The organism is Algoriphagus halophilus, from assembly GCF_041729275.1.
Taxonomy (GTDB): Bacteria; Bacteroidota; Bacteroidia; order Cytophagales; family Cyclobacteriaceae; genus Algoriphagus; species Algoriphagus halophilus_A.
On sequence record NZ_CP146486.1, the window covers coordinates 4,908,988 to 4,933,890 of the forward strand.

Annotated in this window: 21 protein-coding genes and 5 pseudogenes; 14 read left to right on the forward strand and 12 right to left on the reverse strand. The window is 40.1% G+C overall.

Annotated elements, in window-relative coordinates:
* Positions 1 to 82 precede the first annotated feature (82 nt).
* The 7 genes from V8V91_RS26460 (at position 83) to V8V91_RS26490 (ending at position 9,759) form a co-directional block, all read left to right on the forward strand.
* Positions 83 to 2,158, forward strand: a complete 2,076-nt coding sequence (locus tag V8V91_RS26460; protein ID WP_373397998.1) for a hypothetical protein — start codon at positions 83 to 85, stop codon at positions 2,156 to 2,158.
* A complete protein-coding gene (locus tag V8V91_RS26465; RefSeq protein WP_373397999.1) occupies positions 2,155 to 4,260 on the forward strand; it encodes a hypothetical protein in 2,106 nt (701 codons plus the stop codon). The genes V8V91_RS26460 and V8V91_RS26465 overlap by 4 nt, the downstream gene beginning before the upstream one ends.
* A gap of 22 nt (positions 4,261 to 4,282) precedes the next feature.
* On the forward strand, positions 4,283 to 4,825 hold the full coding sequence (locus V8V91_RS26470; RefSeq protein ID WP_373398000.1) for a hypothetical protein: 543 nt from the start codon (positions 4,283 to 4,285) through the stop codon (positions 4,823 to 4,825).
* Positions 4,826 to 4,847: 22 nt separating this feature from the next.
* On the forward strand, positions 4,848 to 6,374 hold the full coding sequence (locus V8V91_RS26475) for a hypothetical protein (RefSeq protein WP_373398001.1): 1,527 nt from the start codon (positions 4,848 to 4,850) through the stop codon (positions 6,372 to 6,374).
* Positions 6,352 to 8,523, forward strand: a complete 2,172-nt coding sequence (locus V8V91_RS26480; RefSeq protein WP_373398002.1) for a hypothetical protein — start codon at positions 6,352 to 6,354, stop codon at positions 8,521 to 8,523. Before V8V91_RS26475 ends, V8V91_RS26480 begins: the two co-directional genes overlap by 23 nt.
* A 5-nt stretch (positions 8,524 to 8,528) precedes the next feature.
* Entirely contained in the window at positions 8,529 to 8,966 is a 438-nt protein-coding gene (locus tag V8V91_RS26485) for a hypothetical protein (protein WP_373398003.1), read from the forward strand.
* A 136-nt stretch (positions 8,967 to 9,102) separates the two neighbouring features.
* Entirely contained in the window at positions 9,103 to 9,759 is a 657-nt protein-coding gene (locus tag V8V91_RS26490; protein ID WP_074223675.1) for a Crp/Fnr family transcriptional regulator, read from the forward strand.
* On the opposite strand, the gene V8V91_RS26495 is transcribed toward V8V91_RS26490, so the two are convergent.
* Positions 9,760 to 10,338, reverse strand: coding sequence for a universal stress protein (locus V8V91_RS26495; RefSeq protein ID WP_373398004.1), 579 nt, complete (start codon positions 10,336 to 10,338; stop codon positions 9,760 to 9,762).
* Positions 10,229 to 10,561, reverse strand: a complete 333-nt coding sequence (locus tag V8V91_RS26500) for a universal stress protein (RefSeq protein ID WP_373398005.1) — start codon at positions 10,559 to 10,561, stop codon at positions 10,229 to 10,231. The genes V8V91_RS26495 and V8V91_RS26500 overlap by 110 nt, the downstream gene beginning before the upstream one ends.
* A 210-nt stretch (positions 10,562 to 10,771) precedes the next feature.
* Here V8V91_RS26500 and V8V91_RS26505 point away from each other — a divergent pair, with 210 nt between their 5' ends.
* Complete coding sequence (locus V8V91_RS26505; protein WP_373398006.1) at positions 10,772 to 11,578, forward strand: sulfite exporter TauE/SafE family protein; 807 nt, start codon at positions 10,772 to 10,774, stop codon at positions 11,576 to 11,578.
* A gap of 71 nt (positions 11,579 to 11,649) precedes the next feature.
* The gene (locus tag V8V91_RS26510; protein WP_373398007.1) at positions 11,650 to 11,985 is read left to right on the forward strand and encodes a rhodanese-like domain-containing protein; all 336 of its coding nucleotides are present in this window, start codon (positions 11,650 to 11,652) and stop codon (positions 11,983 to 11,985) included.
* 191 nt (positions 11,986 to 12,176) lie between these two features.
* Here V8V91_RS26510 and V8V91_RS26515 read toward each other — a convergent pair whose 3' ends face one another.
* The gene (locus V8V91_RS26515; RefSeq protein WP_373398008.1) at positions 12,177 to 12,617 is read right to left on the reverse strand and encodes a hypothetical protein; all 441 of its coding nucleotides are present in this window, start codon (positions 12,615 to 12,617) and stop codon (positions 12,177 to 12,179) included.
* A 284-nt stretch (positions 12,618 to 12,901) separates the two neighbouring features.
* Between V8V91_RS26515 and V8V91_RS26520 the strand changes: the two are divergent.
* From V8V91_RS26520 to V8V91_RS26540, 5 genes and pseudogenes are all read left to right on the forward strand, one after another.
* Positions 12,902 to 14,100, forward strand: a pseudogene (locus tag V8V91_RS26520) (tol-pal system YbgF family protein).
* A 208-nt stretch (positions 14,101 to 14,308) separates the two neighbouring features.
* Positions 14,309 to 14,791 carry an Lrp/AsnC family transcriptional regulator gene (locus V8V91_RS26525; protein WP_074223680.1) on the forward strand — a complete coding sequence of 161 codons (483 nt, stop codon included), beginning with the start codon at positions 14,309 to 14,311 and terminating at the stop codon, positions 14,789 to 14,791.
* Positions 14,792 to 14,846: 55 nt separating this feature from the next.
* Positions 14,847 to 15,388 (forward strand): annotated as a pseudogene (locus V8V91_RS26530) (NUDIX domain-containing protein).
* A gap of 3 nt (positions 15,389 to 15,391) precedes the next feature.
* Positions 15,392 to 16,750 (forward strand): MATE family efflux transporter, encoded by a 1,359-nt coding sequence (locus V8V91_RS26535; RefSeq protein ID WP_373398009.1) that lies wholly within the window; start codon positions 15,392 to 15,394, stop codon positions 16,748 to 16,750.
* A 68-nt stretch (positions 16,751 to 16,818) separates the two neighbouring features.
* Positions 16,819 to 18,170, forward strand: a pseudogene (locus V8V91_RS26540) (M24 family metallopeptidase).
* A gap of 55 nt (positions 18,171 to 18,225) precedes the next feature.
* Here the strand turns inward: V8V91_RS26540 and V8V91_RS26545 are convergent.
* The 9 genes and pseudogenes from V8V91_RS26545 to V8V91_RS26585 form a co-directional block, all read right to left on the reverse strand.
* On the reverse strand, positions 18,226 to 18,738 hold the full coding sequence (locus V8V91_RS26545) for an MFS transporter (protein ID WP_373398010.1): 513 nt from the start codon (positions 18,736 to 18,738) through the stop codon (positions 18,226 to 18,228).
* Positions 18,690 to 19,286 (reverse strand): MFS transporter, encoded by a 597-nt coding sequence (locus V8V91_RS26550; protein ID WP_373398011.1) that lies wholly within the window; start codon positions 19,284 to 19,286, stop codon positions 18,690 to 18,692. The genes V8V91_RS26545 and V8V91_RS26550 overlap by 49 nt, the downstream gene beginning before the upstream one ends.
* 128 nt (positions 19,287 to 19,414) lie before the next feature.
* Positions 19,415 to 20,515: pseudogene (prfB, locus tag V8V91_RS26555) on the reverse strand (peptide chain release factor 2).
* A gap of 67 nt (positions 20,516 to 20,582) precedes the next feature.
* Positions 20,583 to 21,089, reverse strand: a complete 507-nt coding sequence (locus tag V8V91_RS26560; RefSeq protein ID WP_373398012.1) for a hypothetical protein — start codon at positions 21,087 to 21,089, stop codon at positions 20,583 to 20,585.
* A 91-nt stretch (positions 21,090 to 21,180) separates the two neighbouring features.
* Positions 21,181 to 22,248 carry a branched-chain amino acid aminotransferase gene (locus tag V8V91_RS26565; RefSeq protein ID WP_373398013.1) on the reverse strand — a complete coding sequence of 356 codons (1,068 nt, stop codon included), beginning with the start codon at positions 22,246 to 22,248 and terminating at the stop codon, positions 21,181 to 21,183.
* Positions 22,249 to 22,291: 43 nt separating this feature from the next.
* Positions 22,292 to 22,839, reverse strand: a pseudogene (locus V8V91_RS26570) (cob(I)yrinic acid a,c-diamide adenosyltransferase).
* A gap of 57 nt (positions 22,840 to 22,896) precedes the next feature.
* Positions 22,897 to 23,613, reverse strand: a complete 717-nt coding sequence (locus tag V8V91_RS26575; protein WP_373398014.1) for an ABC transporter ATP-binding protein — start codon at positions 23,611 to 23,613, stop codon at positions 22,897 to 22,899.
* Positions 23,614 to 23,699: 86 nt separating this feature from the next.
* On the reverse strand, positions 23,700 to 24,374 hold the full coding sequence (locus V8V91_RS26580; RefSeq protein ID WP_373398015.1) for a hypothetical protein: 675 nt from the start codon (positions 24,372 to 24,374) through the stop codon (positions 23,700 to 23,702).
* Positions 24,371 to 24,883, reverse strand: a complete 513-nt coding sequence (locus V8V91_RS26585; RefSeq protein WP_373398016.1) for a hypothetical protein — start codon at positions 24,881 to 24,883, stop codon at positions 24,371 to 24,373. The genes V8V91_RS26580 and V8V91_RS26585 overlap by 4 nt, the downstream gene beginning before the upstream one ends.
* Between the last annotated feature and the right edge of the window lie 20 nt (positions 24,884 to 24,903).

Genomic DNA, 24,903 nt, shown 5'->3' on the forward strand with positions numbered 1-24,903 from the left:
TAAGGAGTCGAAAGTAAAAAAGATCAATGCTGCTCCTATTGAGGTCACAAAAAACTATGATGTTGCGGCGGGTAGTTTTTATGTGCGTGCGGATATGCTTGCCAACAATGCGCCAAATTCCCGCTATGTAGGATTTTTGGTGAAAGACGGAAGAATTCAATTAAGTGCAGACCCTGTTTTACAAGGAGAGAAGCTTATTTTGGCTGCCACTACTTCTGTCCAGGTAAGTCTGGATTTAGATCAGGCACCGAATCCCGCCAATGCGAAAAGCAAACATGGAAAAGATGCATTCGAGGCGAAGATCAATACGCCTACCAAACTTAATTTTTCGTTCACAGGTGCCTCCAAAATTCAATTAAAAGAAATAAGTGACGCTCAATGTATTGTTTATGGAGAAAAGGCTTCCTTCAAAAGGTCTAATAAAGTACCAAAGTATAATTCCCAACTTTCAAGATTACTCATCCCATTTGATTGTTCGGAGTCAGAATTTGCTCCAAAAAAGCAGAAAAGTCCTATGGTGGAATTTTCTGGAAGTGCACCTATTCAAGATTCTTGGTGGGCAATTCCTGCTGCGGAGTTAGATATCGCAGCCCCTTTGGAGGTGGCAGGATCCGGAGGGATTCTTCAACTTCTCCAATCAGGGATCAAACTAAAATGGCAAGGACTGCAGGCCAGGAAGCTCTTATTAGAGAATCCGTTTCTATTGGTGGATGTAGGAAGAATCGGGATCACAGATATGTTTTCCAATGGGGAAGGAGCATTTCAGGAAATCGATCATTGGAAAGACGATTTAAATGAACATGGAACATCCATCTCTTTGAGCCTTAAGAAGGATGCTCTGTTTTTATATAATTCCCTGGCTGAAGGAACTGAAATGATTGCCGGCTTGGTCAATTCTGAAATCAAGGTGGATAGGCCATTGCAAGTCAATGGATTGCCTGTTTCTGTGAAAACGAAAAATTCAGCTTTGATATTGGCAGGAAGCGATGCCAAGAAATTGATCTACCTATTCGATGATAATATACTTTGGGACAATAAGTTACCCTTTAGTAAAGTTCCTGATTTTAAAAGTATCGCTATCGCACTGGAAAATGCCCTATTTACCATATCTCCTGTAAATGGAGCTTTGGTATTCGGAGAGTGTTCAGAGGACTGGAAAAAAATCCTTAAAAGTCAGACATTCTTGGTGTTTGGCATGTTGAGTTACATGCCTACTTTACCTGATCCTTATGTCGCCAACCTAGGATTATTTGCAGGACAATTCGGAGATAAAAGGAAAGGAATTGATGGGATCAAGAGTTGGCTGGTTTGTCAAATCAGTCAAGAACCTCAAGATGAAAAATCAGATGCTGTAGCAGTCAAATTCCATTTTGGTCCTGCCAATACCTCTACTTCCGGTCAAGGGGATATTGCCATGGCTGTAAGCACGGTTTCCATGAATCAAGTGAAATCAGAGGCTGTAGCAGGTACCTTAAAAGCCGTGAATACTGCTGCTGCAAGTGATAATGGATTGCCTCCCTATGAAGATCAATTGGATCCCTTCATGAGGCCATATGATACGGAGTATTTTGCCTTACTGGATGTGAGTTCAAATGCCAATCAGTTGGGGGTAAGTATGGGATTCCCCAGAAGGGATCGGGTAACTACGGGGATAGCTCATTCAGTTTCAGAATCTGAAGCAACGATTTCCCAATCTGGTCAATTGATTTCTGTGGAGGGAATGGAAGTCATTGCTCCTGGAGCGATGACCCGCTTATTCATGATGCCTCAGGTAGCATGGGAACCAATTTTCAATTTAACTCCTCCGGGAAAAGCCAAGCCGGGAGATCCTCCGGTTTTGTTCAACTACTATCCCAACGATGGGGGTCCAACTAGGATTTTGAATAATCATCCGGAAAGGATAGCCATTTCACCAAAACCTTTGGTTGAATTTATCCTGGATAAATATCAGAAAAAGGAAACTTCAGTGGATGCACAGTTTACCCTTTCATTTGGAATGAAAGCCTTGGCAGAGTTGAGTCATACCAATGCCAAAGAGACCATCAAGCCTGAATTGGCTAATGTCCGGCCAAATTTCCCGAATCAAATGGAAGGAGGGATTCAAATCAGAGCAACAGCTGGAAATTATGGTAAAAGGATCCTTCTGAACCTAAAATGAATGACTCACCCATGTTTGCAGGATTTACTGTTCAGTTAAATAATGTGCTGGGGATGAATGGTGTAGCTACTGGAGCTTCTACTTTAGGTCAAAGTGTTACGGAGATTTTTAATGGTGAATTCTTCGTCAACCAAGGCAATCCCACCCAATTACTTTCTAGGGGCGTTCCGGTAAGCAAAATTGATTTTTCAGGATATGGAGCCAGTATGTTTAGTAATTGGCTGAGCCCTTCTGCTGCCATCGCCCAAACAAGCCAAGCAAGATTTGATGTGATGCTTGGAAGGACAGGACACGAAGTAATTCAAGTGAAAAGCATCGTGTATCCTTGGGGGATTCGTGTGGTAAGAACCATCACTATTTTTCGGACAAGTTCAGGCTTTGTATTTAGAACGGATAGTGGTTGGCAACCTGAATCAGATGGGATTTTTGATTTTAGGGCTAAATACATTGACGAATCGTTCCCTGGAAAATTGGAGGAGAAAGAGCGATATGAATTGCACCCCGGTACACTTAGGGGGCTTTTTAATATTTCCAATATTCAAGAAGATGGGTCGGTAGCGGACTTTGTGACTTCCAATCAGATCCAAGTTGGGAAAAAATACATCAATGAAAGTGGAGATGTCATTGTCAACAGTGATACTTCAGATGGCTTAAGCTACCTGGATCAACAAGTCAAATGTGTGGCAGTTTACTTCGATGCAGATGTGGAGATTGAGAATTTGGTGCAAGGGCATAAGAATGGAAGGACTCCTGCTAAAAAGATCTTAGGATATGTTCAGTTGTCCCCTCCAGGGATTCCCTTGACCCCAAAGCAGCTCAATGCCTTGTTGGGATTACAAGGAGGTTTGATCGGAGGGGATGTGGATTGTGTGATGGATGTAGGTGGCACAGGTCAGTTGATGCAAATCAATCGATTTGATATTTCACCCTCAGAAAAACCAGGAAATGAATTTGGGAATCCAATTTTTGTCGCCTCTACAAGGGGATCGGTTATTCTTCCCAAAGATGGAAGTTGGAGTATGGTGCAGCATGAAACAGGTACCGGAGAAGTGACTCCTTTACCTCCTCATGTTCCCATCCCATTAATTCGAATCGGAAAATGGGTAGCAGAAAAAGTCGTCAGCAATTCAGATGTCAATAATAATCTGCTTCGGTTGGCACATCCTATGGAGATTTTAAGAGACCCGGTAGAAGCGACTTTTAATTATGGGTTCTTACAAAGTACCTCCACTCAAAAAGCACTCTTTTTGACTCCTAGTTATAAGAAAGGAGTTTCCAAGTTATTGAGTAAAACTCCTCCGATCTTCTCAGACGCATACAAATTGATGAATGGAAGCAGTATTTTCCCCAACGTGGGAGATGCTTACTCCAATTACGGGAAGGCCATGGCTTTGTTGGAAGGAGTGGATGACCAAGGGAATAAGGTCAAGGCATTTATTGAAAATGCGGCCACTGATGGAGGAAGGAAAGTACTGGAGTTGATGGAGATTACGGCTAAAGAAGAAGCTGGGAAAATTGTTGATAAAGGATTTAAACTCTTATCAGGAGAAGCAAATCAAGCGCTGAATAAAGCATTGGCATTTGATGTCCCCAATTTTGACCCATTGTATTTGGTGAATATGGATTCATTGAAAATCTATATAGAATACAAAGCGACTCAAGGAGCCCCGGGAAATAAGCAGTATGTGGATTCCAAGTTGAATTTCGATGTCGATTCATTTGCAAATGACTTAGCGGACACCTGGAAGAGTAAGGTAAATAATGTTGGAATGGTGGTTGACCTCGGGTCATTTGAACGATTGATAACCATCAAGGGGAATTTTGACGCTGGGAAGGGAAAAGAAACAGGGTATGCTGGAGACAAGGATAATCCCGGACCTTTGGATGGGATTCCATTACCTGAAGTGGAATTTAGCCCAGCCTTGGAACCTGTTATCGAATTGCTACAGATGTTGGCAGCCTTGAGCACCGGTGATTATGGTGCAGTCATGAGAAAAGGTCTACAAATAGCCATGAGTAATGCTGGAGAAATCTGGGAATATAAGTTTGAGGCATCCAAAGAAATTCCGTTGATTCGCTTCCCCCGAAGACTCCGTATATAATTCACCTCAATGTCCATTAAGATTGGAAGCAGGTTTGGCACTTGGGGTTTATTTCAACGCAGCTTTAAAAGTAACCACAGATCCTAAACAATTACTTCCTACTGCGGGCGGATTTATCCAGTTCAATGGTGGCTTGGAAGTCATGTGTGTAACTGTTGGAGCAGCAACGATTTATGCCGTGGGTTCTGTAGAGGTAAAAATCGCTTGTGATACCAAAATAGGCCCGAGCCTCATGATGAAATTTGGTTTTGGAGCCAATATTTCTGTAGGACTTCCTGTGGTCGGTAATGTCAGCGTCACCTATATGGTAGGTTGCGAAATGTATGCCGATGCCAATGTCATTGAAGTAACTGCTTTCATGCTTTTCAAAGGACATGCGAATCTGTTGGGTGGAGTGGTAAGTGTTACCATTTACATTGAAGCGAGCGGGACTGTAAAGAGAATTTCTAGCCCAGAGAGAACAGATTGCACTGCTTCGGTGACTTTTGGTTTAGACATAAGTATTTGCTTCATCATTAACATCAGCTTTGAAGAGACTTGGCAAGAAAGTCGACAGATAGCCTAATTTTTTATTAAAAACTCGAATTATGGAACCTAAAAGATTGATATCCTTAATGACTTTTCCTCAGCGGTTTGATGGGAATACGCTGACTTTAAACATTGTCGTAGTGCCAAGGAATACAAACCCCTTTTCCACTTGGTCCACCGGCCTCCCCAATCCAGCCAATGTGCCAGGGTTTGCAAATTTTCAACCGGAGTTTAGTCTGTCTATTGTCAGAGGTTCGGAAGATTTTCCTTTGAGTAATGCGACTGCTCCGAGTAGAATTCCAATTGTACAAGCGGTAAATGTGATACCGGCTTCCAATAAGGCAGATATTATTCAAAAAGTGGCCGATGCCATGCCTTTACCAATCACGGATAACACGGATAAATTACCCGCCCCGGTACCAGTAGAAAATAGTATTAAAAAATACTTGCCGTTTTCCTATCGTGATCGTTTCAATTTCACCCAGCCTAGACACCCCAATGCCGTGACGGATGATGGATACCATTGCGCCGTTCGGGATAAAATTCCAACAATCAATTACCAACCTAGGACGGAGTTAAGTTGGGGAAAAGTATTTGCCAATATTTTAAGACAACCCCTCTTGGCGAAGGCCTGCGGGATGATTTATGAGGTACAACTTCAAGTGCAGGCAGATTGGTTTGAGGATGGGGGATATATCTATGCAGATATGGTTAATAACCCTTATGCAGAGGCCCAGGCCGGATTGCTTGAACATGCTGATGGACCTTTGATCAAGCGATATGCTGCAAAAATCCCAACACTAACGATGGGAGAAAGCCGACCTGTATTTGCCCCGGTTTTATTTCCTGTTTTATATAAGAAAGTATCTGACGCAAGTGAACCTGTGCCATTGGGGCCTTGGGATGAATTATTCATGGAGGCTCAGACTTATAATGATGGCTTTGCTAAAATCGTGCATGCCAACCAACCGGTCAGTGGTAATTTATTGGAGGAAACCCAAGATGAATTACCTCCTCAATCCGATTCTGGTATTCGTCTGGGTTGGGATGATGAACAGATTCTTGTTTGGTACTTGCGGCAAATGATTGAAAATCCTTCTGATCCGGGTTCCAATGAACGGATTGATGCTCCTTTAGGAGTCATGGGATACCATATAGATGTAAGGCAAGCTAGCCCGGGTAATGATTGGGAAAGTTTGAATAGCATTGAAATCAATGAATCTGAAAATATTTTTTCAGGCCAACTTGACTCAAGTTCAACCGAGCTTCCCTACCAAGTCTATCCCAATAAAATCAGTGGTCCAAACAGCGACCATTATTGGTTACCGATGTATTATGCCCATTGGATTGGAAAAAATTTGGTAACTGAGGATCAAGATGCCTTGGAAATCTACAGAAACCATGAGGAAAATGGGGGCATTCAAGATGAGGTGCAGGATAAAAAAGTAGTGCAGAATAAGACCTTGATTCCTACTCCATTGACCACTCAGCTTCGATATGGTAATACCTATGAATTCAGGATTCGAATGACTGATATTTCAGGTGGAGGTCCGAATTTGGACGATGAACCCAAATGCTGCACCTAGTCCCGAAACCAGCGTTTCTTTCAAGAGGTTTGTAAATCCTGCGATGTTGAGAATTGAGAAACCGATAGAGATCAGAAGTAATCTAAGGACTTATTTCAATGCGTTGGATGACGATGAAACACAATTTGACCCGAATCCAAGTTTTTCAATCCAGCGACCATTGTTGGAATACCCTGCTGTAGTCTTTACCAATAAATACCAGTCAATAGGTCAGGATCCAGTGGCACTTTTGAAAGCCTTGCCATTCCAGGAGGATGGATTAAAGCCTGCTTTGCCTGATCCTGATGTTACGCATGTCAAGATCCGTGTGGAGGTAAAATCATTAAGAATGGATACCCAGTTAAGCCAAAAGGGAGATGATAGTTTCATCACCTTGTATGAAACAAACAGGTTTTTTCCTGAGGATTTTGAGGGTGCACTCACTATTCCCATGGAATTCATAGATGTTCCGGTATTGAATTTAGGAGAGCCTGCCAACCCGTTTTTAAGGGATGATTTATTGATAGACGACCTCAACGGAATGGAAGGGTTGATCCTACCGACGGGAAGACATATCCGGATATCCATGAGAGCAGTGGCAGTCAGTGAAGGAGCTCCTGAAAGTTATTTTGGCTTTATTGATGAAGAGGAGGATAAGGATAGTCGCTATGGTAAAAACCAACAGTTTATGTTGTATAAAGAGCCTAGCACTGAAGATGATTTATTGCAACCTTTTGAAGCAATTGCTCCAGTTCAGGCGTTGTTTTTAAAACCTGATTCAGTTCCCACGGTTAAAGGTGATATTTATAAATCCTTGATAAGGAGGAATTCAGAAGAGCAGCAATCAGGTGTGGTAGAAAGATTGGCCGATGCCTTGGGGGTGAGGGCCAAAGGCTTAACCTTGGTGGCCCCTAAAGGAGAACGAATTGCTTTTGGATGTAATTCAAGGATCAGACATACCCTTGCGCCAGACGGAAGTTCTATTACGTTTGCTACTAAAGCAGATTTATATAATCATTGGATTGCTACCTTAAGTTATAAGATCAACAGAGACTGGGCCTGGGATTCCCTGGAAGATGTGGGGTTTGTGATCGAAAGGGCTTATAAATTCCGAAAGGATTCCGAGTCTGAGACAAGAGTCAATACTTATTTGGGAGATATTGAAATCAAGCATACGGTTTCCTTCGAAGCCTTGCAGGCAGATAGCTTTGATCGTGTCAATAGGAATTATACGAGAATCATTTACATTGATGCCCTAGACCCCAAAAATGAGCTCAAACGGCCCAATGGTGAGCTAAGGTTTCCAGATGAAATCTGGGCAGAATATAAAATCAAGCCCCATGTAAAATCAGGGCATCCAGAACCTGCCATCATTGAAACGGATCAGTTGACGCTTCCTACTGTTTTACCTCCTGCACAAGTCCCAAAATTAGTCAGTGTAGGGATTGCCTTTTCCCCTTATGAAAGATCGGATGATTATAGCTCTTCTGAGGCGAGGAAAAGGTATCTATGGGTTGAATTTGATCAACCTGTGGAGAATCCTGATGACACCTATTATTGTCGTGTATTGGGCAATGCTCCGGATCAACTGTTGGCCAGTAATGAGGGGGATCAGTTTGTTCCTCCGGAAGAAGCACCCATTAGTTTGGATCCGGAATTAACCAGACAGATCATTCCGGGACAAAGTGATGATAAAGCAGGAATTGCTGCGATGCAACCCATGACCGCTGCTAGTGATAGTGATCGACATTATATTCTTCCTATTCCCTCAGGAATGCATGCCGAAAGTCCTGAAATGTTTGGGTTTTTTACCTATGAATTCAGGGTGGGACATGGTCATTGGCCAGATAGAGAAGATAACCTTTGGTCAACTGCTCAAGGAAGGTTTGGAAGGCCATTGAGGGTAACAGGTGTACAACATCCTGCCCCTACGCTACTTTGCTCTTTGAACCGGAGTAAAAATCACTTATATGTCAGCGCCCCGTATGCGAAAGCAGTGCATAATGGTAAGAATGTAACTTCAAAACCTCCTAGGACCAGCCTTTGGACATTGGTATATGCGCAAGTTTTCCAAGCCGATGGGAGGGATTTTAGAAACATTTTATTAGGTGAGATTGAGATGAAGATCGGTGTGAGAGTGAATACGGATCCAAAAGAATTGAAAAAATAAATGACTTGACACAGCAGGTTTATTTCAAACCGACCATTGGTGATTATACCAAAGGAAGTGTCAGCATCAATCCTAACCTGATTAAAACTGGAAATTTAATTGCCTCAATAAAAGATGAGCATCCTGTGGGAACTGCAGTCGTCACCTCTCAGGATATTGCTGATAAGCTAAAGCAATTAGGCTTGCCTGAAGATAGTCCTTTGAGTGTGTTGGTAGTGGAGGTTTTTGGGAATATTACCAATATCCATGACCACTTGAATCAGTCCAGAAGTCAAAGATCAGGAGAGGTGTCAGGAAGGTTTGCTGAGGGTTTGAAAGCTAAAAAAGCCGCAACTAACTTAGTTTCAACCATTAGACCTTTGAGTAGGGGCTTGGGACATTTTAGGATATTGAGGACTTCACCCCTTACTAAAGTTCCGTTTGTCTGTTGTCCGACCTGTTAATGGATGACTGGAACATTGAAAGCTCCTGGAACTTTTTCAGGAGCTTTTTTTATTGAAATGTTTATTAAAGCAATAAAAAGTGATTTTTATCACCTAATTGGTTTCCACTACTTCTTAAATTTGATTTTTATGCATTATGAATCTAGAAGAGCTTAAATCGTACTTACCCAATTTTACAGACCCCAAACTGCTTCAAGCGATTTTGGATAAAGGTCAAATTATTCATTTGGCAGCGGGTAAGGTTCTTATGGAACCCGGTCAATTCGTAAAAATGGTACCCATAGTGTTGGAAGGATCTATCAAAATCCTAAGAATGGACGAGGAAGGGAAAGAACTGTTTTTGTATTATTTGGATGCCGGTGAAACCTGTGCCTTGTCATTGACCTGTTGTGCAGCTTCAAAACCAAGTGAGATAAGAGCAATAGTAGAAGAAGATACCACGTTGGTTGGAATTCCGATTGCAGTTCATGAACAATGGACGGATGAATTCAGGCAATGGAAAGATTTTGTGTCCAATACCTACCAAAGTAGATTTCAGGAAATGCTGGTTGCTTTAGATGCTGTGGCCTTCAAACGAATGGACGAACGCTTGATGCGATATATTGTGACTAAAATGAAACAACATAAAGCCAATGAACTTCATACCACACATCAAGAAATCGCCAATGAATTGGGAACCTCCCGTGAAGTAATTTCGAGATTATTAAAGCAATTGGAGAAGAAAAAGTGGATTGAACTGGGTAGGAATGTGATCTATATCCGTGATGATTTTGAAGAGTTGATTAGTAAATAATCAAGTCATGATAAGGAGAGGAACATGTGTATGATAGGCCATTTGTAAAGATTTACTCTTCGTGAGGATTTGTTCCCAAAGGTTTTTATGATGATGGCACATGACTAGAATGGTGTCATCATTTTTAGAAAGGTATTGTTCCAGGCCATTGATCAAGTCTTCCGAATAAAACGTATGAAGCTTCACAGGAATCTCTGGATAGTTTTTTGTTACAAAAGCCTCTAACCCGAGCACGCAAAGTTCTTCTTTAAAATTCCTTTGCAATTGAATATGAAGAAATTCTAATTGTAAATTCCAGTTCTTACTTAACGAGATTACCCATTCTATAAAAGGCTCCTCATGTTCTGCAAACTCCAAGGCAAGAGTAACTTTTTCAATATGCTCGATTTTAGCCTCGCTGGGCACCAAAAGTACAGGACAGACCGAATTTTTTACAACTTCAACCGATTTGCTTCCAAATAATTTCTGTTCAATCCCACTTGCTCCATGCGTTCCTAAGACGATTAAATCTGCATTGATTTCTTCGGCTGTTTTGGCAGTCATGATAGAAACCGTTCCCTCTTTGATGAGATAGTCCATCTGGACTCCTTTTTTTAGTATCTTCAATCAGCCCTTGTATGTATTTTTCAGCATCTCTATGCATACCATCTATGACTATAGCTGCTTGGGCAGCAAAATCATAAATTGCTTCAATGACATGCAAGATGGTAATCGTTGCATTTTTCTTTTTTGCTAAGATGATCGCAAAGTCAAAGGTTTTTTTCGAGTTTTCGGAAAAATCTAAAGGCAGTAAAATTCTCATGGTAACCCGTTTTTTTTATAATTTACAAAAAATGGATCTTCGGGATCCTATTCGAATTATTTTCTTTTTCACATTCTTTGTAGTTTCTGTTTGCACCCTTTTCCCTGGCTATCTGAACTTATTTTTATTTTCCAATCAAGTGTAACATTTGTCACTACTTCCCGCTACCGGCTAACGTACTTTTGTGGTGTTAATTCTGAATAAAAAATTATGGATTTAGTAAATATTATAGGATTTGCATCCGCAGTAATCATCGGGGTCTCCCTAGGACTTATTGGGGGAGGAGGATCAATATTAACGGTTCCTGTACTAGTATATATCTTAGGTGTAGAACCAGTATTGGCGACAGCTTATTCGCTATTTGTGGTGGGTAGTACTTCATTGGTAGGCTCCTTTACCTATATGAAAAAGAACTTGGTGGATTATAAAACCGCTTTGGTTTTTGCAGTCCCTTCATTTATTGCAGTCTTTTTAACAAGAAAATTCTTGGTTCCAGCTTTGCCAGATCCCTTATTTTCTATTGGAGGGTTTGAATTGGCTAAAAGTGTAGGGATTATGGTGTTTTTCTCGATCATCATGCTGGCAGCATCCTATTCAATGATCAAAGAAAAAAAGACAAATAAAGAAGAAGGAAATGGAGAGGTGAAGTTCAACTTCCCCATGATCGCATTAGAAGGGTCGGTAGTTGGACTGGTGACAGGTATAGTGGGTGCCGGGGGAGGATTTTTGATCATTCCTGCCTTGGTGATACTTGCCAAATTACCAATGAAAATGGCCGTGGGGACTTCTCTTCTAATTATTTCTGCCAAATCGTTAATCGGATTTCTTGGAGACGTAGCTAATCAAACCATCGATTGGAAGATGCTGATCATCTTTACAGCATTGTCTATCATTGGGATCTTTATCGGAAGCTCATTGTCCAAAAAGATCAATGAAAAAGCACTGAAAAAAGGATTTGGATGGTTTGTGCTTGGAATGGGAATTTACATTATATCCAAAGAACTAATCTTCGTATAGTTTAGTCCTATGTGACTTTTGATACTGATAGTCAATAAGTTTTAAAACACTTTTGCACCAAAATTAATCCTATGAATAATTCTTCCAGTACTGTGTCCAAGAACTATAGAGAAATTGCTTTCGGTGAATTTCATGATTTAGCAATAATGCCTCATACCATAGTAGTGGACGTAAGATCAGCTGGTGAGTTTGAAGGAGGAAAAATTAGAGGGGCAATTAATCTGGATGTATCCTCAAGTGATTTCATGAATCTAATTCAAAATCTATCGAAGGATATTACGTATTTGATTTACTGTAGAAGTGGAAATAGAAGTGGAATGGCCTGTGCAATCATGAATGAAATGGGTTTTAAAGAAGTTATTAATCTTAAACAGGGATTATTATTGTGGCCATTTGAATTGGTCTAACTAATCATAGTTATTATTAAAAAAAGAGTCTAATTAGGCTCTTTTTTTGTTTTCAGCTGGAATTAACTAGGATGTAATGATCGTTTAAGAAAGTGATAGCGCTTTGACATCTAGAAAGAAATGGAAAGTAATACATTGATGTCTAGAAGTATATGGGTTGTTTTAATCGAACTTTTTTAGCCTTAAATTCCTTATCCTTTGTAAACTAAAATATAAAAGATGAGCCAGATTAGCAGGGGAAAGTAATAGGAAATAAGTACGACAATCGAGCATTCTCCCAACCCTCTATTACTGATCATATGAAATCCATAAAGCCATAGTATCCCATAAAAAATTTCAAAAATATTGACGGTTCCCAAAGCGTAGTGGTATTGGGCAGCCACATTTTCAGACCCTAATAAGGATAATAGTGAAAATGGACGGTACTCGTCAATTTCTTGAAAAGTGACGGAAGAGGAAGGGTTTAGGTAAACAAGAAGTCTAATCAGTTCTGGGAAAATAAAAATTACCTCAGCGACTAAAGCAAATTTCCATAGTTCTTTATAAGGTACTTTGTATCCCAAGAAAAAGCTCCAAGCCAAAATAAAAAGGAGATGGCAGTGAACTTCCAAAGAAGCGCGAAAGGTGTCCAAATGTAATTAAGGGCATTGAAAATATGGAAAATCATAAAGTCTCCACGGCTTTCCAAGGCATCATAATCTGGGATTGATTCCAGGATTAACGTATTGGTTAAATACCTAATGGATAAGAATAAAATTACCAAAATGAAAAAATATATTCTTTTGTCGAAATCTATTGTCTCTTTAAGACGTTGTGCTTCTATGGAAAGTGGTTTTGCCATTTTTTGATGATTCTCATCCAAATCTAAAAGATTGTTTGGGATTCCATCTAATTTTGCAATGTCATTCATTGAAACATGTTTAAAAAAATTATAGCCCTTAGTCTATTTTCAGTTTTGCTATTCAGCAAAGTAAATGCCTTTAGCCAGTCTACCTTAGCCGATACATTCAAGGTAGAGCAGTCCCGGTATTTGCTTCTTGATAAAGGTTTGCAGTTTAGAATAACCAAATCAATCAATAGCATGTATGATTTCAATTTTCCTGTAGCTGAACGAGATTTCGCAGTGTTGGCGTACCAATACCCGGATCATCCCTTGCCTGATTTTTTGATGGCTCTTGGTTATTGGTGGAGAATAGAAGTAGATGTTACCAATGAGAAATACGACGATATCTTCATTCAGTATTTAGATCGGGCAATTGAAAAGGCTGAAGCCATTTATGAGGAAGATGAAACCAATAAAGAAGCTGCATTTTTTTGGCAGCGGGTTATGGTTTCCAAAGTAGACTCTATTCTGAAAGAAAGAAATGGACCAAAGCGGCTTGGGGAGGAAAGAACGCGTTGAAATACATGGAATTGAGTAGAGGGGAGGAAGAATTCAACCCAGAGTTGCTATTGGGAGATGCTCTTTTCAATTATTTCTCAGTTTGGATCCCAGAACATTATCCATTGCTTCGACCTGTCATGGCTTTATTCCCAAAAGGAAGTAAAGAATTAGGACTCCAGCAATTGGAGCAAGTGGCGACAAATGCATTTTATACTAGAGTGGAGGCTCAGTATTTTTTATTCAGGCTGTATGCTTCTGAGGAGAAGAAACCTTATGAAGCATTACGGATTTCAGAGTACTTACATTCCAAATTTCCAAATAACCCTTATTTTCATCGTTCCTATGCGAGGCATTTATATACGGTTGGTCGTTGGACTGAATCCTTGGATCAATCCCTGGAAATCCTAGATAGGATTGCTGCCAGGCAAGTGGGGTATGAAGCAAATTCTGGGAGGTACGCATCCTTTTATGCAGCAGAATATTATAGGAGGATTGGAGATATGGCTGAAGCAAAGAAGTATTATTTACAAACCATTTCTTATGGAGAGGAATCTGAGTCACAAGAAAGTGGCTACTATTTGCATGCTTTAGTTCAACTAGGGAAAATGGAGACAGCGGCAGGAAATAAATCTTTAGCTAAAAAATACTTTAAAGAAGTTAAACGTTACGCAAAGCGAAAACACCCCGCTCATCAGGAAGCTAGGGATTTTATAAAAAAGAATAAACTTTAAATTAAATTCTCTCGTAATGTTGTGTGTGATACAGGAGATAATTTGAATTTTTTGAGAGACCGAGGGATTTTGAAAGGATTCTTTGCTTAAACCCACCGATTTCTTAATAAAATTTCGAATTGCGGTATTAAATTATCATAAATCACTTTAAAATTTTAAGCAAATATTATAATTTTGCACAACAGAAAATTTTGTAAAACCAGAGATCATGGATAATAGCGTAAGAATAAAATTTGATAAAATTGATAGAAGAATTTTAGAAATACTTCAGGGGAATGCTAAAATCACAAATGCTCAACTATCAAAAGATATAGGTCTTTCGCCTGCACCAACTTTGGAGCGAGTGAAAAAGTTAGAGCAGTCTGGGATAATTAAAAGCTATCACGCTAAACTTGATCCAGAGAAAATTGGCTTAGGAGTAAGTACCTTCGTTCTTGTTAGTTTGATTGGACATAACAAAGGAAATATTGATGCTTTCATGAGAGAGATCAATGGTATTCCTGAAGTAATTGAGTGTCATCATATTACCGGTACAGGAGACTTTATTTTAAAAATCATTTCTAAAGACATCACAGCCTATCAAAAATTGATGCTTGAAAAAGTTTCTGAGATCAAAGAAGTAGATTCCATGCAGTCTATGGTGATTTTATCTACTTTCAAAGACTCTAAAGTATTGCCAATCCCGGCTTAATTAAATTAAAACGGAAAATTTTGGGGTGGCTTTGGTCACCCTTTTTTTGAATACAATGAAAGGAAACCCTTGGAAAACAGAAGAAGTCAAAGAGATTTATCAAAATCCTTGGATTAAAGTGGAAGAACATCGTGTAATCAATCCAGCAGGGAATTTGGGGATCTATGGAAAAGTGCAGTTTAAAAACAAAGCACTTGGAATTATTCCTTTGGATTCGGAAGGCTATACTTGGATCGTAGGTCAATATCGCTACCCCTTAGAGGAATATTCGTGGGAAATCCCCATGGGTGGGGGACCAATAGGAGTTGATATTTTGGAAAGTGCCAAAAGGGAGTTGAAAGAGGAAACCGGGCTTACTGCCAAAAAATGGACGGAAGTAATGCGTATCCATACTTCCAATTCGGTGACAGATGAAGAAGGGTTTGTTTTTTAGCAGAAGAACTTACTGAGGGGTTAACGGAATTTGAGGAGACGGAAGTGTTGGCGATTAAAAAATTACCATTTAAGGATCTGGTAACCATGGTGATGAATGGTGAAATCACCGATGGGATCAGTATTGCAGGAGTTCTTAAAGTTGCCCGGATTTTGGGATTATAAGCCATGACAATCAAGGATCATTTTAAAATTACATTTAACCTGGCTTTTCCGGTGATGTTGAGTCAGTTGGGACAGGTTTCCGTTGGGGTTGCAGATTCCATGATGGTGGGAAGACTTGGGGCACTACCCTTAGCAGCTGCATCACTTGGAAACAGCATCTTTTTCGTGATTTTGATGTTCGGAATGGGGGTTTCAATGGGAATAACCCCTTTGGTGTCAGTTGCGGAAGGTAAAGGGAAGCCCAACCGAATCTCGCGTTTGTTTCAACATGGGCTTTGGATCAATATTATTGCCAGTTTCTTGTTGACCTCGATCGTCTTGATTCTTGCGCAGGGCTTGCACTTTCTAGATCAACCAGAAGAGGTAGTTTCCTTGACGATTCCTTACCTGTTTGTGATCACCGCATCTCTGTTGCCTTTTATGGTTTTTCAAACCTTTAAACAGTTTGCAGAAGGCTTATCGCAGACTAAGCAGGCGATGTACATCACCATCTTTTGTAACCTTGTCAACGTATTCCTGAACTGGGTATTGATATTCGGTAAGCTTGGTGCTCCGGAAATGGGCTTAATGGGAGCGGGGTGGGCCACCTTACTATCTAGAATATTAATGCCATTGATGATGGGCTGGTATGTATTAAAAGCAAAAAGGTATCAGGTTTTTCAACTTTCCATGAATTTAAAGAAATGGAGTTTACCCATGTTTAGCCGAATTCTAAATGTAGGTATTCCCACAGGCTTTCAATATATTTTTGAGGTAAGTGCTTTTAGTACAGCCGCAATCATGATGGGATGGCTGGGGGTGAATGCACTTGCAGGACATCAGATTGCAATCAATTTGGCCTCTATAAGTTATATGATGGTGGCAGGTTTGTCCACTGCAGGAATGATTCGTGTGAGCAATCAAATCGGAAGGGCAAATTTCAAAGCGATGAAAGAAGCAGGAATGGTGGTATATGCCATGTCTATGATTTTCATGGCTGGTACCGCGATGGTATTTATCACGTTCCGGAATTTCCTTCCTACTCTTTATATTGATGATCCAGCAGTGATTTCCTTGTCCTCTTCCTTATTGGTCATAGCAGGCCTGTTTCAATTATCGGATGGGGCCCAAGTAATTGGTTTAGGGGTATTGAGAGGGATGGAAGATGTGAAAGTTCCCACTTACGTAACCCTGATTGCTTATTGGATTTTGGGTCTGCCTTTAGGCTATTTATTGGCTTTTGAATTTGGATTTGGAGCAAAGGGAATTTGGTATGGACTTTTAATAGGCTTAAGCGTGACCGCATTTTTGCTTTACTTTAGGTTTAGAAAATTAAGCAGAGAAAGATTTCAACTATCAAAACCAACGCTCCCTGTAGTTTGACCATTTACCAAATGAAAGAAGGGTTAAATTGAATAATGAATTATATTCAAGAATTAATAAATCTGAATATGATCAAAAAAATACTCTCTCTTTTACTGGTAGTGATAGGTGCACAAAGTATCTATGCCCAAGATTTTGCTGTTTTAACCCAAAGGGAACAAGCTCAGGTTATTGATAGTTGGTTGGATGATAGAATCACCAATCTATTACCCGAGTTGATGACAGAAACCGGAATAGACATGTGGGTAGTAATATCCCGAGAATACAATGAAGATCCGGTCATTCGAAAATTGCTTCCTGCCACCTGGATGGCTGCGCGTAGAAGAACCATTTTAGTGATGTATCAACCTGAACCAAATGGGTCAGTGGAGACCTATGCTGTTGCCAGATATGATGTGGGAAAAGCATTTAAAAGAGCTTGGGATCCAGAATTCCAACCGGATCAATGGGAGGCTTTGATGGATTTAATCAAAGAGAAAAATCCAAAAGCCATTGGACTGAATTATGCCAAGGATTATGGGCATGCAGATGGGTTGACCATGAATGAATACCAGATCTTCCATGAATATTTGCCGGATAACTTAAAATCAAAGATCGTCTCCGCACAGACATTAGCCGTAAGATGGTTAGAAACGAGAACCCCTGCGGAAATGGCTACCTATCGCCATATTCAAGAAATAGCACATCAAATTGTTCAACAAGGGTTATCTGAGCAAGTGATAACCCCAGGTGTAACCACTACGGATGACGTAGTTTGGTGGTATAGAGAAAAAATCAAATCCATGAAGCTGGACACCTGGTTTCACCCATCTGTAGATATTCAGCGTCCTGACCCTGCTTCTCAGGATGCAAATCGATCTTTTGCCTCGACACCAGCTTCACAGGTCATCATGCCTGGGGATTTGCTCCATATAGATTTTGGGATCACCTATCTACGATTGAATACAGATACGCAGGAGATGGCTTATGTTCTGAAATTGGGAGAAACAGAAGTTCCCGAATATTTGCAGAAGGCATTTGAACAAGGAAACAGGGTGCAGGATTTGTTGACTCAGAATTACGTTTCCGGAAGAACGGGCAATGAAATTTTGAGAGAGACCAGAAAACAGATGGAGGCTGAAGGGATCAAAGGGAGTATTTATACACACCCACTTGGATATTATGGGCATTCGGCAGGCCCTACCATTGGCATGTGGGATAATCAAGGGGATACTCCAGGAGCAGGAGATTTTCCGCTACATGCCAATACAGGCTATGCGATAGAACTCAATGCAGTGGTTTTTGTGAAAGAGTGGAATAAAGAAGTTCGAATCATGCTGGAAGAAGGGGCATTTTTTGATGGAGACAAAGTAAATTATTACAATGGCCGACAAAAAAGATTTTAGCCATTCCAAGACCCACTGGATATCTAGGAAATTAAAACCAAAGAGCCCGAATCTATTCGGGCTCTTTGGTTTGGTAGGTATCCTTTTTAATCAACATGAGATAAAGGAATGCCAAAAAGCCATCCCGGCACTGACTACGAAAACCCATGGAAAGTTTGCCGGATTGTTTCCATAGACCCAACCTGAAACCAAAGCTCCCACGCCAATTCCCGCTTCTAGAAAAATATACATGGTAGCCAGAGCTCGACCTCTATAATGATTCAGTGAAAGATCAACTACCCAAGCAGCTGTAGTGGGACTGTACATTCCAACCGCTGCGCCATATAAAACTCCTGACAGCATTAATACGGCTTTTGACTGCACAAATGCGATGGAAAGCATAGCAACTATTAACAGAAAGCAAGCAACCCGCATCACAGGTATTCTCCCATATTTATCTGAGGCTCTTCCTGCCAAGAGGCGAATTCCCAAAGAGGACAGGGTAAAGACCGCAAAGAATAATCCCTTGTTTTCAATCTGTAGATGACTAGATAAATCTGGGATAATGGTTAATACTACTCCGAAGGAAAAGACAGATAGAAAAAGAATAGTAGAAGGGACCAACACTCGTTTTTCGATGAGTTCATCTTTTTTAAACGGAAAAGGCTGAAGGAGAATTTTTCCTTTTCAGGTAAGGTCTCTTTTAATCTAATCAAGATTAAAATTGAAAAAATAGAAGTAAAGGCAGAGGTATAGAATAACGTATTTAGCTCCCAATGGGTAGCAATCCACCCGCCTATAGCTGGACCAGCAGCCATTCCCAAAGATCCAAATAAGGATTGGATTCCCATCGCCTCTCCTCTTTTTTGAAAAGGTACAATGTCGGCTACATATGCTGAGGTACCTGTTGGTTTGAATCCGGTTGAAAATCCATGGATAAAACGAAGAAATAGAAAGCCAGCTACAAAATTGAGAATGGGATATAATAGGCCAACAATAAAGCAAATGGAGGTCCCAAAAATCATGACTGGAATCCTACCGATTTTGTCGGCAAGTTTCCCACTAAAAGGTCTAGATAGGCCTGCCGAAAGCGTAAATAAGGAGATTATCAATCCTTTGTATTCCTCTCCTCCCAAGGAACTCAGGTAGTTTGGTAGCTCCGGAATGATCATGTTGAATGAGGAGAAAAACAGGAACGAACTCAGGCAAAGGAGAAAAAATGGAGCGTAAAAAAGGAAGGGATTAATTTCATCTAGGTTTTGAAGATCAAAAAAGGCCAGAAATTAATCTGGCCTTTTCATTAGTTTTTATTCGCTTCTTCCTCACTTTGAGCCAGCAGGTAGGCTTTCATGAATTCGTTTAGGCCACCATCCAATACGTGTTGTGTATCTGAGGTTTCATAGCCTGTTCGGGCATCCTTGACAAGTTTGTATGGATGAAGTACATAGTTTCTAATTTGAGAACCAAAGTCAACGCGCAACTTGGAAGATTCGATTTTTGCTATTTCTGCATTTCTTTTCTCCACTTCCAATTGGAACAACCTTGATTTCAACATCTGCATTGCCTTTTCTCTATTGGCTAATTGAGAACGCTCAATTTGACAAACTACGACGATCCCAGTAGGCTTGTGAGTCAGCTGAACTTTGGTTTCCACTTTGTTCACGTTCTGACCTCCAGCTCCTCCTGATCTAGAAGTATGCAATTCAATATCTGCCGGATTGATGTCAATTTCAATGGAATCATCCACTTCAGGATAGGCATATACTGAGGCAAAAGAAGTATGCCTACGTCCTCCTGAATCAAAAGGAGAGATACGTACCAAGCGGTGCACACCAGTTTCTGATTTTAAGAAACCATAGGCAAGCGGTCCCTCAAATTCCAAAGTACAGGATTTAATACCTGCTACGTCGCCTTGTTGTACGTCTACTTCACGGACTTTGTAACCATTTTTCTCTCCCCACATGATGTACATTCTCATGAGGATAGAAGCCCAATCATTACTTTCTGTTCCACCGGCACCAGGATTGATCTCCAATACAGCGTTGAGTTGATCCTCCTCTGAAGAAAGCATTTTCTTCAATTCGAGTTCTTCAACCACATTTTTGGCTTTTTCATACTCTGTTTTGATTTCCTCTTCTGAAACCTCGTCTGCACTATAAAATTCATAGAGCACATCCAGGTCTTCCATTATTTTGTTGAGGTTCTCAAAAGCGGTGGTCCAAGTTTTTCTTGCTTGGATCTGCTTCATGGTTTTTCCGCTTCTTCCGGATTATTCCAAAAGTCGGGTTGGGCTGATACAGCCTCAAAATCTTCTATTTCTGCTTTCTTACGATCGTAGTCAAAGATACCTCCTTAAAGCCGAGGTGCGAGCTTTCAAGTCTTTCAGTTGTTCTGAAGTCATCTGTCTAGGTGTAAAATTTAGGATGCAAAATTCCGAAAAAAAGTCTGTTAATACTAATGGATTTCAATTAATCCATTCGCATCAGGATAATTTGAATATGATTTCTCCCTTGGTGCTTGAAGGTTTTGTATCTCAAGGGCAACATTGCCAGTCCAGTAGCCAGTAAAACACCTGAGGTGATTCCAACTCCTTTGTCCACGGTCACCTCCCCGTCATGGTAAAGGCTGTTGATCATATCTACTGAGATCAAAATGATTCCTGCACCTAGGATCAAGGAATTGAATGCTCTTAATGTCCCATTTCGTTTATCTTTTCTACGGATATCAATCTCTTCTATATCCATGGGAGAGATGATATTTTCGGTCATATAGATATAATCCTGATCGACCTTTTCGATCACATCCGTAATAAAATACCCTATTTTTTTGCTCTTATAGGTGATTTCTTCTCCTGGATAATAACGGATTTGGGATTTCTGATTCGCACCACGTTTCAAAAGGATAAAATCTCTTGACTGAGCTTGGACCAGCAAGGATAAAGTGATCAAGAAAGAAAAAAGTAACAGCTTTTTCATTTAGCCTAAATAACTAATTTACGAAGTCAAAATAGGAACTTTTTAAAGTCTTTTAATAAAAAAAGCGGGAATTAATAATTCCCGCTTTCATTTAAATCTTGATGATCCAATCATGGGGATCTGCTACAGTCCCATATTTAATCCCATCTAATTCTGCGAGCACTTTGTTGGAAAAGGCATCAGAGGATTTTGTAGGTAAAATATAATCAGTTCCGTTCACATTGATTCTTTCAATATGTGCGATCGTTGCGGCAGTACCTGTACCAAAAGCTTCCTCAAGAGTTCCGTCTTTCAAGGCCGTTTCAAGTTCAGATACAGTCAAGAATCTTTCTTCAACAGGCTGACCCCAGTCTTTAGCCAATTGAAGCACTGAATTTCTAGTGATTCCCTTCAAAATGGTGCCTGAGTTAATAGGGGCAGTGATCAAGGTTCCATTGATTTTGAACATGACATTCATGGTGCCACTTTCCTCTATTTTACTATGACTTTTTCCATCCGTCCAAAGTAATTGGTCATAACCGGATTTCTGGGCTTTTTGGGCAGGATATAAAGAAGCAGCATAATTACCAGCTGTTTTTGCAGCACCAGTTCCCCCTTCAGTTGCCCTGGTAAATTGGGTTTCCACTTTGACACTTACCGGCTTGCTATAATAATGGCCTACAGGGCATGTGAAAATGATGAATTTATAGGTGTCGGAAGGCTTTACTCCGATGTAGTCATCTGTGGCAAACATAAAAGGCCTGATATAAAGAGAGGAACCCTTTGCATCCGGAACCCAACCCTTGTCAAGTTCTAATAATTGAATTAAACCTTCCATAAATATATCTTCTGGAATGGCTGGCATGCACATTCTTTCGGCAGATTCATTCATTCTGGACCAGTTTGCATCCGCTCTAAATACCAAGACTTCACCTTTGTCATTTTTGTAAGCTTTTAAACCTTCAAAAATGGACTGTCCATAATGAAGGGTAGCGTTTGCAGGACTCAGGACCAAAGGAGCATAAGGTTCAATTCTTAAATCTGTCCATTCTCCATTTTTGTAATCAGCCACAAACATGTGGTCACTAATTGTTTTACCAAATACCAGATTAGAGAAATCGGTTTTGGGTAAACGAGAGCTGGTGGTAGCTTCTACAGGGATGGCAAGTGATGTTTTCATAAGTTATGCCTTTAACTGGTTCAAACCAGTGTGAAATACAATGTTAAATTCGCGGCTTCCAGGTAATTTCCTCAGCGCCTAATTCCTGACTCATAGCTCTTCCCAACACAAAGAGAAAATCCGAAAGTCTATTTAGATATTGAATTATCAAATCTGAAACTTGTTCGAAAGATGCTAATTCAACGGTGATCCGTTCCGCTCTCCTACAAACTGTTCTCGCCAAATGGCAAAAAGAAACAGCTTGATGTCCTCCCGGTAAGATAAATGCTTTTAAAGGAGGAAGCTCCATTTCCATCAGATCCATCTCTTTTTCCAAAAGAGCAATATCCTCCAGATGAAGGTCCGGTTTTTTTACTTTTTCCTTGCCTGGAACAGTGGCTAAATCTGACCCAATGGTAAATAACCTATCCTGAATTTCTTTTAAAAGATCCCCTCTTTTTTGATTTACGGGTTGATCTCTAACTAATCCAAGGTAAGAATTTAACTCATCGATTGTCCCATAAGCATCTATTCTTAAATCAGATTTTGGGACACGAATACCCCCAATAATGAGGTGATTCCTTTGTCTCCTGTTTTTGTATAGATTTTCATCGGCAATCATTTGATCTTCCGACAAAAATAAGAATCTATTTGTAAAAAAATGGATAATTAGGTGTGCATCGCAACTCCACGTGTAGGATTTGGATTTATTGTGTCAGTTTCTACCAGTCCATCCCTTAATCTCACAATTCTATGCGCATAATGGGCGATATCATCCTCGTGTGTAACCATGATGATGGTATTTCCTTTGGCATGTAACTCATGAAACAATTCCATGATTTCATAAGAGGTTTTGGAATCTAGGTTACCTGTGGGTTCATCCGCTAAAATAATACTTGGATTATTTACCAAAGCTCTAGCGATTGCCACACGTTGGCGTTGACCACCTGAAAGTTCATTAGGTTTATGTTTCGTTCTTTCTCCAAGTCCCACATTGGAAAGTGCTTGAAATGCTAATTCTTCTCTATCTTCTTTGCTATATCCGGCATAGACCAATGGCAAGGCAACGTTTTCTAAACAGGTTGCTCGTGGAAGAAGATTAAAAGTCTGAAATACAAATCCGATTTCTTTGTTTCGAATCTCTGCCAGTTCATTTTCTGTCATATCACTGGCATCTTTATTATTTAAAATATAGGTGCCAGAAGTAGGGGTGTCCAAACATCCAATGATATTCATCAAGGTAGATTTACCCGATCCAGAGGGACCCATAAATGCTACATATTCACCTTTGTCTACTGTAATGGATACAGACTTAAGAGCCTGAATCACTTCAGCTCCCATTTTATAGGTTTTATTTATTTCATGGGTTTCAATTACTCTGCTCATGGATGCTATTTTTTGCTGAAGATAAATTATATGCGTTAAAAAATTAAAAGTAGACTAGTGAAATTACGTGAAATATATGGCTAAGTTCAAAAATTAAGTTTTTCCAGTTCAGAATCAGATACCCATTCTTTCAGTTTTGCTAATGCATCATCCGCGTAATTATCCAGATTAACCCTTCTAGCAGCCTGGATTTTTCGGATCCATAATAAAGGGTCATGATTAAACTGGGACACATCATTCAATAATTCATATTGAGTGAGTGGATCATTAATCCTTTCTGCAGCAGCTAAGACCAAAGGAGTAAAATAAGGATTAGCCGTTAATTCCTCGCCAAGGCCCAGCCAATGAGTGAAAGAGGTTAAGCTTTCCTCCTTTTGCCAATTTGGATCGGTAAGGAATTTTGCTAATTCTTCCGTGTTTTCTAAATGGTCTACTAAATAGGCTCCGACTTCTTGGATTTGATTTACTTCCAAACCATGGGCCTTGTAACTAAGGAGTCTAACAGACAGATCCAATTTTAATTCAGAATCAGGGAATGATTTCCATTCAGAGAATACCTTCTGAGGTAATGATTCATGAAGGTTTTTGATCAAGTCAAAATACGCTTTGCTGATTCCTGCTGATTCTAATAAAAATTCAGGCGAAATAACTTGATATTCATTTTTGATTTCTTCGGCATTCCCACTGTATCCTGAGAGAAGCAAAATCGCAATATGGTGGGGTTGAAATGCCTTGAAGCCTTTTTCTTCCGCCACAATCAACTCTCTAGCTGCTTTTTGAAATCAAGGTTTTGAGCTAATATTTGAGAAGAAAGATTTAAATAATAACCTGCAGAACCTGGGTTTCTAAACGCTAACCCATTTAAATTTTTGACTGCTTCAGAGATTCTTCCCGCACCTAAACTTCTGATGACTGCTGTTTCCTGAATATCCATTAAATAATCTACCATTTCTGGCTGCTTACTGAGGCTATCCAAAAAGGTAAGTTCATGGCCAGGGTCGGATCGGTCTCTATCCGAAAGTAAATTTCTCCAGCCTGCATGGATGAGCATGGGGCTTTGTTCTTTTTCTAATCCGGATTTGATGGCATTTTTTAGCTCATTACCGGATAAATTGGCAGATGCATTGTTTAATGCCAATTGATTGATTTGCCCAATTAAGTCTGTTGGATTTTCATTCATTTCACCCTTATAACCCAATTTTGTCCGCAAAGCCGATAAATTAGATAGCAGGGTAGGATGGTTTTGAGCATGTGTCTCAAGTGTTTGCACAGCTTTTTCTTCCTGCTTTA